The sequence below is a fragment of the Aeromonas sp. ASNIH8 genome (assembly GCF_002919855.1).
GTDB lineage: Bacteria > Pseudomonadota > Gammaproteobacteria > Enterobacterales > Aeromonadaceae > Aeromonas > Aeromonas caviae.
The window spans coordinates 44,527-60,618 of record NZ_PQLN01000006.1; the positions used below are offsets into that span (position 1 = coordinate 44,527).

At 62.1% G+C, this 16,092-nt stretch carries 12 protein-coding genes; 5 read left to right on the plus strand and 7 right to left on the minus strand.

The window, feature by feature from the left end:
- Positions 1-409: 409 nt before the first annotated feature.
- Entirely contained in the window at positions 410-1,396 is a 987-nt protein-coding gene (cra, locus tag C3418_RS03100; RefSeq protein ID WP_181023056.1) for a catabolite repressor/activator, read from the minus strand.
- A 307-nt stretch (positions 1,397-1,703) separates the two neighbouring features.
- Here cra and fruB point away from each other — a divergent pair, with 307 nt between their 5' ends.
- The 3 genes from fruB to fruA are packed head-to-tail and all read left to right on the plus strand — an operon-like array spanning position 1,704 to position 5,514.
- Positions 1,704-2,804 carry a fused PTS fructose transporter subunit IIA/HPr protein gene (gene fruB, locus C3418_RS03105; protein ID WP_069784633.1) on the plus strand — a complete coding sequence of 367 codons (1,101 nt, stop codon included), beginning with the start codon at positions 1,704-1,706 and terminating at the stop codon, positions 2,802-2,804.
- Positions 2,804-3,793, plus strand: a complete 990-nt coding sequence (pfkB, locus tag C3418_RS03110) for a 1-phosphofructokinase (RefSeq protein ID WP_069784632.1) — start codon at positions 2,804-2,806, stop codon at positions 3,791-3,793. Before fruB ends, pfkB begins: the two co-directional genes overlap by 1 nt.
- Positions 3,790-5,514, plus strand: a complete 1,725-nt coding sequence (gene fruA, locus C3418_RS03115) for a PTS fructose transporter subunit IIBC (RefSeq protein ID WP_103857933.1) — start codon at positions 3,790-3,792, stop codon at positions 5,512-5,514. The genes pfkB and fruA overlap by 4 nt, the downstream gene beginning before the upstream one ends.
- 82 nt (positions 5,515-5,596) lie before the next feature.
- Here the strand turns inward: fruA and C3418_RS03120 are convergent, their stop codons facing one another.
- Positions 5,597-5,848, minus strand: a complete 252-nt coding sequence (locus C3418_RS03120; protein ID WP_039040754.1) for a DUF1289 domain-containing protein — start codon at positions 5,846-5,848, stop codon at positions 5,597-5,599.
- A 150-nt stretch (positions 5,849-5,998) separates the two neighbouring features.
- Between C3418_RS03120 and mltA the strand changes: the two genes are divergently transcribed.
- Positions 5,999-7,150: a murein transglycosylase A gene (gene mltA, locus C3418_RS03125; protein ID WP_042017118.1), complete on the plus strand. Its 1,152-nt coding sequence runs from the start codon at positions 5,999-6,001 to the stop codon at positions 7,148-7,150.
- A gap of 133 nt (positions 7,151-7,283) precedes the next feature.
- Here mltA and yfaE read toward each other — a convergent pair whose 3' ends face one another.
- The 5 genes from yfaE to ubiG all read right to left on the minus strand — a co-directional run bounded on the left by yfaE (position 7,284) and on the right by ubiG (position 13,123).
- Positions 7,284-7,604 (minus strand): class I ribonucleotide reductase maintenance protein YfaE, encoded by a 321-nt coding sequence (yfaE, locus tag C3418_RS03130; protein ID WP_039040756.1) that lies wholly within the window; start codon positions 7,602-7,604, stop codon positions 7,284-7,286.
- A 48-nt stretch (positions 7,605-7,652) separates the two neighbouring features.
- Complete coding sequence (nrdB, locus tag C3418_RS03135; RefSeq protein WP_042017109.1) at positions 7,653-8,786, minus strand: class Ia ribonucleoside-diphosphate reductase subunit beta; 1,134 nt, start codon at positions 8,784-8,786, stop codon at positions 7,653-7,655.
- 79 nt (positions 8,787-8,865) lie between these two features.
- Entirely contained in the window at positions 8,866-11,133 is a 2,268-nt protein-coding gene (gene nrdA / locus C3418_RS03140) for a class 1a ribonucleoside-diphosphate reductase subunit alpha (protein ID WP_039040757.1), read from the minus strand.
- A 587-nt stretch (positions 11,134-11,720) separates the two neighbouring features.
- On the minus strand, positions 11,721-12,407 hold the full coding sequence (locus C3418_RS03145; protein ID WP_069784630.1) for an HAD family hydrolase: 687 nt from the start codon (positions 12,405-12,407) through the stop codon (positions 11,721-11,723).
- Positions 12,407-13,123 carry a bifunctional 2-polyprenyl-6-hydroxyphenol methylase/3-demethylubiquinol 3-O-methyltransferase UbiG gene (ubiG, locus tag C3418_RS03150; protein ID WP_041211453.1) on the minus strand — a complete coding sequence of 239 codons (717 nt, stop codon included), beginning with the start codon at positions 13,121-13,123 and terminating at the stop codon, positions 12,407-12,409. Before ubiG ends, C3418_RS03145 begins: the two co-directional genes overlap by 1 nt.
- Before the next feature lie 199 nt (positions 13,124-13,322).
- On the opposite strand from ubiG, the gene gyrA reads away from it, so the two are divergent.
- On the plus strand, positions 13,323-16,070 hold the full coding sequence (gyrA, locus tag C3418_RS03155; protein WP_103857934.1) for a DNA topoisomerase (ATP-hydrolyzing) subunit A: 2,748 nt from the start codon (positions 13,323-13,325) through the stop codon (positions 16,068-16,070).
- The last annotated feature ends 22 nt before the right edge of the window (positions 16,071-16,092 follow it).

Sequence of the window (16,092 nt, forward strand, 5' to 3'; positions counted from 1 at the left end):
ATAAAAAGTGACACATTGCGCCATGCGCCGAAAAAATGCGCCCCTCAAGGGGAGGCCGCCCGTCAGGCTGCGTTGCGGGTCGACATCGAGAGCGCCCGCGTTGGCGGCAACAGGGCTTGCAGAGGGTAACACGGGGCCCTGGTGGTGCGACTGGCCTGATATAAGCAAACATCGGGTCATACTCCAAAAAGCCATCATTTTCACTTATATCGAGCCGAGGCGCCGATAAACGGGTCCTGGCGCGGGGTGGCCAACCCTGCCGGCGGGGTTGCCGCCCGGCAGATCACCTCAAAGCCAGAAGGCGCAGGGCAAAAGCTGAGACAACAGGGGAGAACACAAGCAGGTGTGGGGGAGGAGGCTCAGGGGCTGGCACGGCGGGCCGCCCCCGGGGTGGTGCGTCGTGGTCGGGTCAGCGGCGGCGTTTGAGGGTACGGCTCACATAGTGCAGGCCGCTCTGGTAGTCGCCATTGACCGCCTTGAGGGCCAGCGTCAGGGCCTGGCTTGCCAGGGCGTCGTGCTGCTGGGGCAGGGAGTTGATGCCAAAGGGGAGGAAATCGAGCAGGCGGTCATCCCCGAAGGTAGCCATGGCGAGCTGGCTCATGTCAGCCTCCTGCTCCAGCAGGTAGTCGAGCACCCCCTCCATCAGGATGTAGGAGGTGGTGATCAGCGCCTCGGGCAGTTGCCCGAGCTGCTGATGGAGCGTCTTGATCAGGCGATACCCTTCGGTGCGCGAGAAGTGGGCCCCTTCACACAGGTGGCGGGTCGCACTGTGACTGGCAATGGCCTGTTCGAAGCCCGCTTTTCGCTCCTGACTGATCGTCAGTTCCGGCAGTGCAGTGATCAAGGCGATATGACCGATGGCCGGGGTGAGCAGGGAGGTGGTGAGGTCCAGGCTCGCCTTCTGGTTTTCACTCGCCACGGTGACGAAGTGCTCGGTGGCCATGGCACGGTCGATGGCGAGGATCTGCACGCCCCTGGACTGCTGCTCCAGGTAGAAGGGATCCGCCGGGAGGAGGCAGCTTGCCACCAAGAGCGCGTCCACATGGCGGCTCACCAGCATCCGGGCCAGCTCCTTTTCGGTGTCCGGATCGTCCTCCGAGCAGACGATGAGCAACTGATATCCCTGGGTGCGGGCCCCTTGCTCCAGGCGCTTGGCGAGCTTGGCGTAACTGGCGTTTTCGAGGTCGGGCAGGATGAAGCCGAGGGTGCGGGTCTGGCCGCCGCGCAGGGAAGCGGCGCGGCTGTCCGGCTGATAGTTGTGGGCATGGACCACGGCCATCACCTTGTCGCGGGTTGCCTGGCTGATGCGGTATTGATCGGCCTTGCCATTGATCACATAGCTGGCGGTGGTGCGAGAGACACCGGCCAGCGCGGCGATTTCATCCAGTTTCATCATGTTGGCTCTGTTTGAGTTGCAAGGCCCGCGCCGGTTCCTGGTTGGGGCGCCGAAAAGTGTGCGCGGGATCATATCATTGAAACGTACTTTCTGCGGGATCTTGAACAATGCGCTGAAACGATTCAGTCTGAGTGTAAGTGAAACGATTCAGCTTGTCAGTAACGGATGATTATCTGCACTTGGAAATGGGTTCCGGCTCACCAAAGCGAGAGATCACCGTCTATTGTCAGCAGGCAAGTTACCCAAAAATCGAGTTGAGTTGAGCCGGTACGCCGCGAGGCGAAGCCGGACCTGATGGAGAATCTCTATGTTGAAGTTGGCGCGACAGCAAATCCTGCTGGGACAATCGGTGACGACCAAGGCGGACGCCATCGCCCTGCTGGCAAGCAAACTGACCGACGCCGGTCTGGTTGAAGCAGGTTACGTGGACGGCATGCTGGCGCGGGAAGCGCAGCACGCCACCTATCTTGGCAGCGGTATCGCCATTCCCCACGGCACCACGGACACCCGTCATCTGGTGAAGAGCACCGGCGTCATGGTGGCCCAGTTCCCCCACGGCATCGAGTGGGACGAGGGGCAGATTGCCTACGTCGCCATCGGCATCGCCGCCAAGTCCGATGAGCATCTGGGCATTTTGCGCCAGCTCACCCACGTGCTGGGTGACGAGCAGGCCGCAGCCCAGCTCAAGGGGGCGACCGACGAAGAGACCATCATCAATATCCTGACTGGCGCGACTGGCGCCAAAGAGGTGCAATACCTGACCCTGGCGGACTTCCCGGCCGACGACCAGGACCAGTTGCTGCTGGGGGCTGCGGCCCGCGCCAAATCCGCAGGCTGGGGAGACGCCGCCATGGTGAGCGCCCTCCTGGACAGTCAGCCTGTTCACCTGGGGGAGGGCATCTGGCTGGCCCGTGCGCAAGCGGCCCAGACCGGTTGGGTGCTGGCCACCCCGAGCACCCCGCTGAACGTCGGTGAATTGCCGGTCAGCGCCCTGCTGCTGCTGTGTGCCGCAGATAGCGGCCATTTGACGCAACTCGAGAATCTGGCCAAGCTGGCCGCAGCCGGCCAGCTGGCCACCCTCTCTGGCAACGACGGTCTTGCCATGTTGCAGGCGGGTCCGGCGAGCGGGCTGTCCGAGACCTTCACCATCATCAACCCCCACGGTCTGCACGCTCGTCCGGGCGCCATGCTGGTCAAGGTGGCCAAGGAGTATGAATCCGACATCCGCGTCGCCAACCTCGATGGCAGCGGTGAAGCCGTCTCTGCCAAGAGCCTGATGAAGGTGATCGGGCTTGGGGTCAAGTGCGGTCATCGTCTGGCGTTTCGCGCCGAAGGAGCGGATGCCGAAGCCGCCCTCAAGGGCATTGGCGAAGCCATTGCCGCCGGCTTGGGCGAGGGGGCGCACTGATGGACATCGTCACCATCACCCTCAATCCCGCGCTCGATCTCACCACCCGTCTGGAGGTCATGCACCCTGGCGAGGTCAATCTGGTGAGCGAGGCCAATTTGCGCGCCGCGGGCAAGGGGATCAACGTCGCCATGGTCTTGAAAGATCTCGGCCGTGACGTAGGCCTGACCGGCTGGCTCGGTGAGGGCAACCAGCAGAGCTTTGTCTCCCTGTTCGAGGAACGAGCCCTTGCCGATCACTTCGTGCGCGTGGCGGGCGACACCCGGATCAACGTCAAGATCTCCGAACAATCCGGCCGGGTGACCGATCTCAATCTGCCGGGACTCGCCGTGCAGGAAGGCGATGTCAGCGCCCTGGAAGCGGCGCTGGAGCGACTGGCTCCCCACACCGACTGGTTCGTGCTGGCGGGCAGCCTGCCCAAAGGGGTGTCCCCCGATTACTGTGGCCATCTGATCCACCTGCTCAAGGCCAAGGGCAAGCAGGTGATCTTCGATTGCAGCGGCGCGGCGTTGAGCGAAGGGATCAAGGCGGCGCCGACCCTGGTCAAACCCAACCTGGAAGAGCTGAGCCAGTGGGCCGGTCGTCCCGTGAAGACCCTGAGCGAGCAGGCCGAGTGCGCCCGCGCGCTGCAGGCAAGCGGGATCCCCAACGTGGTGATCTCCAATGGTGCCGACGGCCTCATCTGGTTTGCACCGGATGCCACCTGGCAGGCGATTCCGCCGCGCATGGAGGTGGTCAGCACCGTGGGTGCCGGCGACTCCCTGGTGGCGGGCCTGGTCCATGGCATGAGCCTGGACTGGACGCCGGAGCAGACCCTGCGTCTGGCCACCGCCGTCTCGGCACTGGCGGTGAGCCAGGTCGCGGTCGGCTTCAACGATATCAATGTGCTCAAACCGTTACTCGAGCAGGTGCGCGTACAGCGTCTGGATGATCTGGCACCGACTCAACCCCAACCCCATTTGATGGCTAACTCAGGAGATGCCCAATGAAAGCAATTCTGGTTACGGCTTGCCCGGCGGGCATTGCCACCAGCTTTCTCGCTGCAAAACGGATAGAACAGCAGGCCAAACTGGCTGGCTGGGAGCTCACCCTCGACGTCGAGTCCAGCGTGCAGCCCCGTCAGGTTCCCTCGAAAGAGCAGATTGCCGCCGCCGACCTGGTGCTGGTCGTTGCCAGCGCACCGGTGGATCTGGCCGCCTATGACGGCAAGTCGCTCTATCGGGGCGACATGGTTCTGGCGCTCCAGGATCCCGCTGCCCTGCTGGAAGCCGCGCGAAGCGGTGCCAGCGTCTATCGCCATGAGGCGGCACCTGTGGTTGCCAAACCGGCCAGCGGTGCCAAGCGCATCGTGGCGGTGACGGCCTGCCCGACCGGGGTGGCCCACACCTTCATGTCGGCCGAGGCCCTGGAGACCATGGCCAAGCAGCTGGGTCACCAGATCCGCGTCGAAACCCAGGGCTCGGTCGGTGCCCAGAATGCCTTGACGGCGGACGAGATTGCCGCCGCCGATCTGGTGTTCCTCGCCACTGACATCGAGGTGGACATGGCGCGCTTTGACGGCAAGCCGGTCTATCGGACCAGCACGGGTGCGGCGCTCAAGAAAACCCGGGCCGAGCTCGACAAGGCCTGGACCGAGGCGAAGGTCTATCGCCACAGCGGCGCGGCTGCGGTCAAGAAAGAGGAGAAAGCGGGCCCCTACAAGCACCTGCTGACCGGCGTCTCCTTCATGCTGCCCATGGTGGTGGCGGGGGGCCTTATCATCGCGCTCTCCTTCATCTTCGGCATTGAAGCGTTCAAGGAAGAGGGGACGCTGGCCGCGGCCCTGATGAAGATCGGTGGCGGCTCCGCCTTCGCCCTGATGATCCCGGTGCTGGCAGGCTACATCGCCTACTCCATCGCCGACCGTCCGGGTCTGGCGCCCGGCATGATCGCCGGTATGCTGGCAAGCTCGCTCGGCGCCGGTTTCCTTGGCGGCATCGTCGGCGGCTTCCTCGCCGGTTACAGCGCCAAGTTCCTGAGCGACAAGGTGCGCCTGCCGGTCACCCTGGAAGCCCTCAAGCCCATCCTCATCATTCCGCTCTTTGCCAGCCTGTTCACCGGTCTGGTGATGATCTACGTGGTGGGTGGCCCGGTGGCGGGCATCATGAACGCCATGACCGAGTTCCTCAACAACATGGGCTCTGCCAACGCGGTGCTGCTGGGTGTCATCATCGGCGCCATGATGTGCTTCGACATGGGGGGCCCGGTCAACAAGGCGGCTTATGCTTTCGGTGTCGGCCTGCTCGCCTCCAAGACCTATGCCCCCATGGCAGCGGTCATGGCCGCCGGCATGGTGCCTGCACTGGGGATGGGGATCGCGACCTTCCTGGCCAGCAGAAAGTTCATCAAGGCGGAGCAGGAAGCGGGCAAGGCCTCCTTCGTGCTGGGTCTGTGCTTCATCTCCGAGGGGGCTATCCCGTTTGCCGCCAAGGATCCCATGCGCGTCATCCCGGCCTGCATGGCGGGCGGCGCCCTGACCGGTGCGCTCTCCATGCTGTTCGGCTGCGAGCTGGTGGCACCCCACGGTGGTCTGTTCGTGCTCTTCATCCCGAACGCCATCAGCCATGTGATGATGTACATCCTGGCGATCGCCGCCGGTTCTCTGGTGACCGGGGTGGCCTACGCCATGCTCAAGCGTGGCGAGGAGCAGGCCAAGCTGGCGACCGCCTGAGGACGTCACGGCGTGACACACCCTTCATGACAAGGCGGCCCTGGGGCCGCCTTTCTTGTTGAGGGGAGGGGCAACGTGGGATTTAAAAATCCCAGCCCGGCGGGGGCGGCGGATCGGCCGCCTCTGCGGCCTGCGCCTTGCGGCGAGCGGCCTCGACCCTGGCCTTGCGGCTGCGGCACAGGCGCATCACCTCCTGCTGCTGGGCAGGGGTCATGGCAAGCCAGTTGAAACGCTCCTCGCGACTTCGCAGGCATCCCTTGCAATACCCCTTGTTGTTCAGTTCGCAGACCCCGACACAGGGGCTCTGGAGCGGGAAGATTTCGAGCTGTTCCATCCATGACCTCTCACACCTTGTCACCTTGTTATAACCCAGAAGATCACGGCAGGAGAAATCCGTCGTCAGGGGCGTGAAGGCGTTTGCTTTCCCCGGGCAATTTTGGCATCTTCCCCGCCGTGCAAGACACTCGGTGTTATATGAGGACATATGAATAGACATGCGTACTGGTTGGCCGTCGCCGTGGTGGGGCTGGCCGGTTGTGCGGGCAACCCTGAACCGGTCAAGGTGCCCCAGAAGAAGGTGGAATCCGGATGTTTTCTGAACTGCGAGATCCCTGAGAATCTGGGCAAGCAGTATCTGGATGGCGCCCTGCCGGGGGATCTGGTGCGGGTAGAGCGGGTCAACAGCCGCGCCCGCGCCGATTACAGCAAGTTCGGTCCCCAGAGCCGGATGGTGATGGAACGCTCCGGCCGCATGGCGAGCCGCTATGGGGAGCTCTATCGTCAGCTCTCACGCTGGGTCGCCAATGGGGGCAATCCCGCCCATATCACCCAGTACGGCATCAGCCTGGCGCAGCTTGGCGGTGCAGACCGCATGGGCAACGTGCTCTTCACCGGTTACTACTCGCCGGTGCTGGAGGTGCGCCATCGCCCGGACGCCCAGTACAAGTATCCCATCTATGCCATGCCCAACTGCGGCGGTCGCTGCCCGAGCCGGGCCGAGATCCACCGGGGGGCGCTGGCCAACCGGGGGCTGGAGCTGGGCTACAGCAAATCCCTCATCGACAACTTCCTGATGGACGTGCAGGGTTCCGGCTTCGTTCACTACGGCGATGACGACCGGTTGCAGTACCTTGGTTACAGCGGCAAGAACGGCCACGGCTATGTCAGCATTGGCCGGGTGCTCATCGACCGTGGCGAAGTGCCCAAGGAGCAGATGTCCATGAAGGCCATCAAGGAGTGGGCCAATCGTCAGCCGGAAGAGAGCGTGAAGGAGCTGGTGGAGCAGAACCCCTCCTATGTCTTCTTCGAGCGCCGTCCCACCAATGACGTGGTGGGGGCTGCCGGCATTCCGCTCTTGCCGATGGCGGCGGTGGCTGCCGACAAGACCCTGCTGCCCATGGGTACCCCCATCCTCGCGGAAGTGCCGCTGCTGGACAAAGAGGGCAACTGGACCGGCAAGCACCAGCTGCGGCTGCTGATTGCGCTGGATGTGGGAGGCGCGGTGAAGAAGGGCCACCTCGATCTCTACCACGGCATGGGGGAGAAAGCCGGTGTCGCGGCCGGTCACTACAAGCATTTTGGCCGGGTCTGGAAGCTGGGTCTGCACCACGGGCCGACCGCCGCCCCCTGGTTGTAACGCCCCCGGGTTGTAATGTAAGAGGGGCCATGGCCCCTCATTTCTCTCAAGAGACGGGAGATTCCCATGAAAAAAGCCGCCGGAGCAATCCGGCGGCTTTTTGTTTGCGGGGCAGATCTGGCGATAAGGGCCGTCAGCCCTTTCGGATATCGAGCTTGATGGCGCCCACCGGCTGACAGCAGCAGGGGAGGCACTCCCCCTGGGAGACAAAGGCGAGCGGGACGGCGGCGTAGTGCACCTTGCCCGCCAGCAGCGGGGTGCGGCAGGCGCCGCAATAGCCGCTGCGGCACTGGAACTCCACGTGATGGCCGTGGCGCTCCAGGGTCTCCAGCACGCTTTCGCCGGGATGGGGGTGCAGCACACCGTCCAGGGTCTGTACCTGGGGGGCTTGCCCCTCCGGCGCCGTGGTGGCGGAATGCAGGGGCGCGTTCAGGGTGGCGGTGGCGTCACTCACGGACGTCGCTCTCCCGCATCATGGTCTGCCAGCAGAGGTCGCCTTGCATCACAGCTCGAAGTCACCCAGATCGTCGGCGTGCACTTCACTGTCGATCTGACCCACCAGATAGGAGCTTACTTCCACTTCCTGGGGCGCCACCTGCACGTTGTCGGAGGAGAGCCAGGTGTTGATCCAGGGGATGGGGTTCTGCTTGGTGCCGGCAAAGGCCGGTTGCAGGCCGACGGCCGCCATGCGCAGGTTGGTGATGTATTCCACGTACTGGCAGAGGATGTCCTTGTTCAGGCCGATCATGGAGCCGTCCTGGAACAGGTACTCGGCCCACTCCTTCTCCTGCAGGGCCGCTTCCTTGAACAGCTCGAAGCAGGCCTGCTCGCACTCGACGGCGATCTCCGCCATCTCGGGGTCGTCGTTGCCGCTGCGCATCAGGTTCAGCATGTGCTGGGTGCCGGTCAGGTGCAGCGCTTCGTCACGGGCGATCATCTTGATGATCTTGGCGTTGCCCTCCATCAGCTCGCGCTCGGCGAAGGCGAAGGAGCAGGCGAAGCTCACGTAGAAGCGGATGGCTTCGAGGGCGTTGACGCTCATCAGGCACAGGTAGAGCTTCTTCTTGAGCTCCCGCAGGCTGATGGTGACTTCGCGATCCCCGATCCGGTGAGTCCCCTCACCGTGCAGGTGATAGACGGAGGTGGCCTCGATGAGATCGTCATAGAAGTGGCTGATGGAGCCGGCGCGCTTCAAGATCTGCTCGTTGGTCACGATGTCGTCGAACACCTGGCCCGGGTTGTTGACGATGTTGCGGATGATGTGGGTGTAGGAGCGAGAGTGGATGGTCTCGGAGAAGGCCCAGGTCTCGATCCAGGTCTCCAGCTCCGGGATGGAGACCAGGGGCAGCAGGGCAACGTTGGGGCTGCGGCCCTGAATGGAATCCAGCAGGGTCTGGTACTTCAGGTTGGAGATGAAGATGTGCTGCTCGTGGGGCGGCAGAGCCTGGAAGTCGATGCGGTCGTGGGAGACATCCACCTCTTCCGGGCGCCAGAAGAAGGAGAGCTGCTTCTCGATCAGCCGCTCGAAGATGTCGTGCTTTTGCTGATCATAACGGGCCACGTTGACCGACTGGCCGAAGAACATCGGCTCCTTGAGCTGATCGTTTTGGGTCTGGCAAAAAGTAGAGTAAGCCATGGTTCGAATGCCGTGAAATAGGGAAAACAGGAGGGCGGGAGCTTGATGCTCCCGCCCGGTTTATCAGTGCGTTTCGCGGTTAGATCTTGCAAGCCCCGCCAGCGCAGCCGTCATCTTGCAGATCGGTCTGGGTGTCGTCGGCACCATCACGGGTGTTGTGATAGTAGAGGGTCTTGAGACCGTATTTGTAGGCGGTCAGCAAGTCTTTGAGCAACTGCTTCATCGGCACCTTGTTGCCTTCGAAGCGGGCCGGGTCGTAGTTGGTGTTGGCGGAGATCGCCTGATCCACGAACTTCTGCATGATGCCGACCAGCTGCAGGTAACCGTCGACGCTCGGCTGTTTCCACAGCAGTTCGTACTGATCCTTCAGGCGGTGGTACTCCGGCACCACCTGCTTGAGGATGCCGTCCTTGGAGGCTTTCACCGACACCAGGCCGCGGGGCGGCTCGATGCCGTTGGTGGCGTTGGAGATCTGGCTGGAGGTCTCGCTCGGCATCAGGGCGGTCAGGGTGGAGTTGCGCAGACCCACGGTCTTGATCTCTTCGCGCAAGGTTTCCCAGTCCAGGTGAAGGGGTTCATTGCACAGGGTGTCCAGATCCTTTTTATAGGTATCGATGGGCAGGATACCCTGGGCATAGGTGGTCTCGTTGAAGGCCGGGCAGGGGCCGAACTCGCGGGCCAGTTGCACGGAGGCCTTCAGCAGGTAGTACTGGATCGCCTCGAAGGTGCGGTGGGTCAGGGCCAGACCGGAACCATCGGAGTAGCGGGCACCGTTTTTCGCCAGGTAGTAGGCGTAGTTGATGACGCCGATCCCCAGAGTACGGCGGTTCATGCTGCCCTTCTTGGCGGCCTTGAGCGGGTAGTCCTGATAGTCGAGCAGGGCGTCCAGAGCGCGCACGGCCAGCTCGGCCATCTCTTCCAGATCTTCCAGCTTCTCGATGGCGCCCAGGTTGAAGGCGGAGAGAGTGCACAGGGCAATTTCGCCGTCCTCGTCATCCACGTTGTTGAGCGGCTTGGTGGGCAGCGCAATCTCGAGGCAGAGGTTGGACTGGCGAACCGGTGCCACGGAGGGGTCGAACGGGCTGTGGGTGTTGCAGTGGTCCACGTTCTGGATGTAGATGCGACCGGTACCGGCGCGCTCCTGCATCATCAGGGAGAAGAGATCCACCGCCTTCAGGGTCTTCTTGCGAATGGCCGGATCCTGCTCGTACTTGACGTAGAGCTCTTCAAACTTGTCCTGGTCCGCGAAGAAGGCGTCATAGAGGCCAGGTGCATCGGACGGGGAGAACAAGGTGATATCGCCGCCCTTGATGAGGCGCTGGTACATCAGCTTGTTGATCTGCACGCCGTAGTCCATGTGACGGACCCGGTTCTCTTCCACGCCGCGGTTGTTCTTCAGTACCAGCAGGCTCTCCACCTCGGTGTGCCACAGCGGGTAGAACAGGGTGGCCGCACCGCCGCGCACGCCGCCCTGGGAGCAGCACTTCACCGCAGTCTGGAAGTATTTGTAGAAGGGGATGCAGCCGGTGTGGAAGGCTTCGCCGCCACGGATGGGGCTGCCCAGACCACGGATGCGACCAGCGTTGATGCCGATGCCGGCGCGCTGGGAAACGTAGCGCACGATGGCGCTGGCGGTGGCATTGATGGAATCCAGGCTGTCGTCACACTCGATCAGCACGCAGGAGCTGAACTGGCGGGTCGGGGTGCGCACCCCGCTCATGATCGGGGTCGGCAGGGAGATCTTGAAGGTCGAGACCGCATCATAGAAGCGCTTGATGTAGTCCAGACGGGTATCTTTCGGATACTTGGAGAAGAGGCAGGCTGCTACCAGGATGTAGAGGAACTGCGGGCTCTCGTAGATCTCGCCGGTGACGCGGTTCTGTACCAGGTACTTGCCTTCCAGCTGCTTGACCGCCGCGTAGGAGAAGTCCATGTCGCGCCAGTGATCGAGGTAGCCGTTCAGCTCCTCAAATTCCGCCTGGGTGTAGTCTTCCAGCAGGTGCTTGTCGTACTTGCCCATGTCCACCAATCTGGCGACATGCTGATACAGGTGGGGCGGCTCGAACTGGCCGTAGGCCTTCTTGCGCAGGTGGAAGATGGCCAGACGGGCAGCCATGTACTGGTAGTCCGGGCTTTGCTCGGAGATGAGGTCAGCAGCAGCCTTGATGATGGTCTCGTGGATGTCGGCGGTACGGATACCGTCATAGAACTGGATGTGGGACTTGAGCTCCACCTGGGAGACCGACACGTTGTCGAGCTTCTCGGCAGCCCAGTCGAGCACACGGTGAATTTTATCCAGATCGATGGGTTCTTTGTGTCCGTTACGCTTCGTCACAAACAAGTTCATTGGCTGATGACCCCTTTCATTGATACCTGCCGGTATCGGTTGATTCCCGAAAAGCCATCGCACAATGGCGCAACCCGGCTCCGTCTGTCGAGGGAAACTGGGCAGGGATTGTGCGATGAATCACAAGATGTAGTGTTATTTTTAATGCGAACTACAAGATAGTGAGGTCGATGCGGTAATGCAATCTGTGGATAACGCATTAGCTGTGGATAAATTGTGGGTGTCGGGACGGGAGTTAGTGGACGCTCACAGCGAACGGGTTTTCATCCGTCCGATCCGTCAAATGCAAGTCCGGCGATCGAAGATGGAAAATTAAAATAACTTTTTTTGCTTGCGAAAGCAGGGTGTTTTTACTAGCAAATCCGGCCTGCTCATCCCTTGTGCAGTCAGGGTCAAAAGGTGTCCTGTTGCGCCGTTCGGGGGGTTGCCAAGCCCATAAAAAGAGGGATCGTCCGGGATCCCTCTGGTGTGCTGCGGGGGAGCTGCGCGTCGGGGCAGATGCCCACATGGCCATCGGGACAACATCAAAGTTGCCCCGCAGATCCACCTCTATCCTGATGCCTTGTCGCTCATGGGCAATGAACGTGTCAGCTCAGCTCGTAGCGAAGCCAGTGGTGCAGGGCCTGCACGGTATCAAAGTGAAGATCGGCGCCCCAGAGGGCCGGATCCTCGTCATCATTGAGATAACCCCAGCCAGCCACTGCGGTACGCATGCCGGCATTGCGGCCGGCCTCGATGTCGCGCACGTGATCCCCCACATAGAGACACTGGCTCGCCGCGATGCCGAGGCGCTCGCAGGCAAAGAACATGGGGGCGGGGTCGGGCTTGCGTACCGGCAGGGTGTCGGCGCTCACCGTCACGCCGCAACTGGCGAGTTCAGGCAGGGCTGCCAGGAGCGGTTCGGTGAGAAAACCCGGCTTGTTGGTGACAATGCCCCAGGGCAGCTTTTTCTCGTCGAGCCACTCGATGAGATCCACCATGCCTTCATAGGGGCGGGTGCCGACGCAGAGGTTGGTGGCGTAGTAGTCGAGCAGGGCGGTGCGAAGGCGGGTAGCCCCCAGCTCCTCGAGCAGCTCGTCCCCAAGACCGGCCCTGAGCAGCCCGAGGGCCCCGTGGGAGGTGGTCTGACGGATGATGTCGTCAGAGAGCGGGGCAAAGCCTTCGCTTATCAGCACGTGATTGACGGCGGCGCCAAGGTCTGGGGCGGTGTCGAGCAGGGTGCCGTCCAGATCAAACAGCACGCAGCCAAGGGGCATCGGGTGAGGTGTGCTCATCAGCCTTGCTCCGGGCGCTCGAACGCCACCATGTAGTTGACGTCGACATTCTTGCCGAGCTTGAAGCTGTTGGAGAGCGGGGCGTAGTGAACGCCGCTCATGTCCCGCACCAGCAGGCCCGCCGCTTCCCCCATGCGACACAGTTCGGCGGGGGTGATGAACTTCTTGTGATCGTGAGTGCCCTTGGGGACCATCTTCATCAGGTACTCGGCCCCGAGGATCATCATCAGATAGGCTTTGGGGTTGCGGTTGATGGTGGAGACGAACACCTTGCCCCCCGGCCGTACCAGGGTGGCGATGGCGCGCAGCACCGAGGCCGGGTCCGGCACGTGCTCCAGCATCTCCATGCAGGTAACCACGTCATACTGGCCAGGCGCTTCATCGGCGTGGGCTTCGGCGGTGATCTGGCGGTACTCGAGCTCCACACCTTGTTCCAGCGCGTGCAGGCGGGCGACGCCGAGGGGTTCCTTGCCCATGTCGATGCCGGTGACGCGGGCACCCCGGCGGGCCATGCTCTCGGAGAGGATGCCGCCACCGCAGCCGATGTCGAGCACGCGCTTGCCAAACAGGCCGCCGCTCTTGTCGGTGATCCAGTCAAGGCGCACCGGGTTGATTTGATGCAGCGGCTTGAATTCGCCCTCCATGTCCCACCAGCGGGAGGCGATGGCTTCAAATTTGGCGATTTCTGTCAGATCGACATTGGCATCACTATTCATGTTTTGATGATCCTGTGGCAAGGCGCGCAGCGGGCTGGGCGCGCGCAATCTATTGTCCTGGCGCGCATTATAACGGACCGACCTCGTCGCACCAGCCCGATGTGCTCATCGGATTTGTGGCTTAATGTATTTGGCTCAGTGTGTTACCATGTCGCGCTGTTTAAGCCAAAGAACAACTAATTAGGGATTAAGGCTTTCTATGAGCGATCTGGCCAGAGAGATCACGCCGGTCAACATCGAAGAAGAGCTCAAGAGTTCCTATCTGGATTACGCCATGAGCGTGATCGTAGGACGAGCTCTGCCGGATGTGCGTGATGGCTTGAAACCGGTTCACCGCCGCGTTCTGTATGCAATGAACGAGCTGGGGAACGACTGGAACAAGCCCTATAAAAAATCGGCCCGTGTGGTCGGTGACGTAATCGGTAAATATCACCCGCATGGCGACATCGCCGTGTATGACACCATCGTCCGGATGGCGCAGGATTTCTCCATGCGCTACATGCTGGTCGACGGTCAGGGCAACTTCGGTTCGGTGGACGGCGACAACGCCGCGGCCATGCGTTACACCGAAGTGCGGATGGCGCGCATCTCCCACGAGCTGCTGGCCGATCTGGACAAAGAGACCGTGGACTGGGTGCCTAATTACGACGGCACCGAGATGATCCCGGCTGTCATGCCCACCAAGGTCCCCACCTTGCTGGTCAACGGCTCCTCCGGTATCGCGGTGGGCATGGCGACCAACATCCCGCCTCACAACCTCACCGAGATTGTCAACGGTTGCCTGGCGCTGATCGAAAACGGCGACCTCACCATTGACGAGCTGATGACCCATGTCACCGGCCCGGATTTCCCCACCGGCGGTATCATCAACGGTCGTTCCGGCATCGTGCAGGCGTACCGTACCGGTCGCGGCTCCGTCTATGTGCGGGCCAAGGCTGAAGTGGAAGTGGACGAGAAAAGCGGTCGCGAGACCATCATCGTCCACGAGATCCCCTATCAGGTGAACAAGGCTCGCCTGATCGAGAAGATCGCCGAGCTGGTCAAAGAGAAGAAAATCGAGGGCATCAGCGCCCTGCGCGATGAGTCTGACAAAGACGGCATGCGCATCGTCATCGAGATCAAGCGCGGCGAGTCCGGCGAGATTGTGCTGAACAATCTCTACAAGCACACCCAGATGCAGACCACGTTCGGCATCAACATGGTGGCGCTGGACAACAACCAGCCCAAGGTGATGAACCTCAAAGAGATCCTGGATGCCTTCCTGCTGCACCGCCGTGAAGTGGTGACCCGCCGGACCGTGTTCGAACTGCGCAAGGCGCGGGATCGGGCGCACATCCTGGAAGGGTTGGCGGTGGCATTGGCCAACATCGACCCCATAATCGAGCTCATTCGCCACAGTGCGACCCCGGCGGATGCGAAAGCCGCCCTGGTAGCCAAGGGCTGGGAGCTCGGCAACGTGGCCGCCATGCTGGAAAAAGCAGGCGACGACGCAGCTCGCCCCGAGTGGCTGGAGCCGGAGTTCGGCATCCGTGAAGGGCAGTACTTCCTGACCGAGATCCAGGCCCAGGCCATCCTTGACCTGCGTCTGCACAAGCTGACCGGCCTCGAGCACGAGAAGATCCTGGAAGAGTACCAATCTCTGCTGGATCTCATCGCCGAGCTGCTGCACATTCTGGCAAGCCCGGAACGCCTGATGGAAGTGATCCGTGACGAGCTGCTGGCCGTGCGCGAGCAGTACGGCGACGAGCGTCGCACCGAGATCAGCATGTCCAGTGCCGAGATCAACATCGAAGATCTGATCACCCCGGAAGACGTGGTCGTTACCTTGTCTCATCAGGGCTATGTGAAGTATCAGCCGCTCTCCGACTACGAGGCCCAGCGCCGCGGTGGTCGTGGCAAGTCGGCCACCCGGATCAAGGAAGAGGACTTTGTGGAGCGTCTGCTGGTGGCCAACACCCACGACACCATTCTGTGCTTCTCCACCCGTGGCAAGGTCTACTGGCTCAAGGTGTATCAGCTGCCGGAAGCGTCCCGTGGCGCCCGCGGTCGTCCGATCATCAACCTGCTGCCGCTGGATGAGGGTGAGCGCATCACCGCCATCCTGCCGGTGAAAGAATATGACGCCGACAAGTATGTCTTCTTCGCCACCGCCAACGGCACCGTGAAGAAGACCAGCCTGTCCGACTTCAGCCGTCCGCTCTCCTCCGGTATCCGTGCCATCAACCTCAAAGAGGGTGATGAGCTGATCGGGGTGGACATCACCGATGGCAGCAACGAGATCATGCTCTTCTCCGATGCGGGCAAGGTGGTTCGCTTCGCGGAAGGCAGCGGTCGCGCCGATGCCGATTCCACTGACGAAGTCGATACCGATGACGACACCGGCAACGACGATGACGGCAGTGACAACGGCGAAGGCACCGAAAGCAAGGGCACCTTCAAGGGCGTACGTCCCATGGGTCGTACCGCTGCTGGCGTGCGCGGCATCAAGCTCGGCGCCGGTGACAAGGTGGTCTCCCTCATCGTGCCCCGTGGTGATGGTGCCATCCTCACCGCTACCGAGAACGGTTACGGCAAGCGCACCGCGCTGGACGAGTACCCGACCAAGAGCCGGGGTACCCAGGGCGTCATCTCCATCAAGGTGGATGAGCGCAACGGCAAGGTAATCGATGCGATCCAGGTCGAAGATACCGACCAGATCATGCTGATCACCAACGGCGGTACCCTGGTTCGTACCCGGGTGTCCGAGGTGAGCGTCATCGGCCGCAACACCGGCGGTGTGCGTCTGATCCGTACCGGTGAAGACGAGACCGTAGTCGGTCTGCAGCGCGTTGCCGAGAGCGACGAAGAGGAAACCGAGGCCCTGGCTGTTGAAGGGGAGGTGTCTGAAGGCACCGACACCGCAGCGGACGCTGGCGCCGTCGATACCGGGGAGGCGGGCGACGAGTAATCGTCCCCCTTTGTCCGGTGCA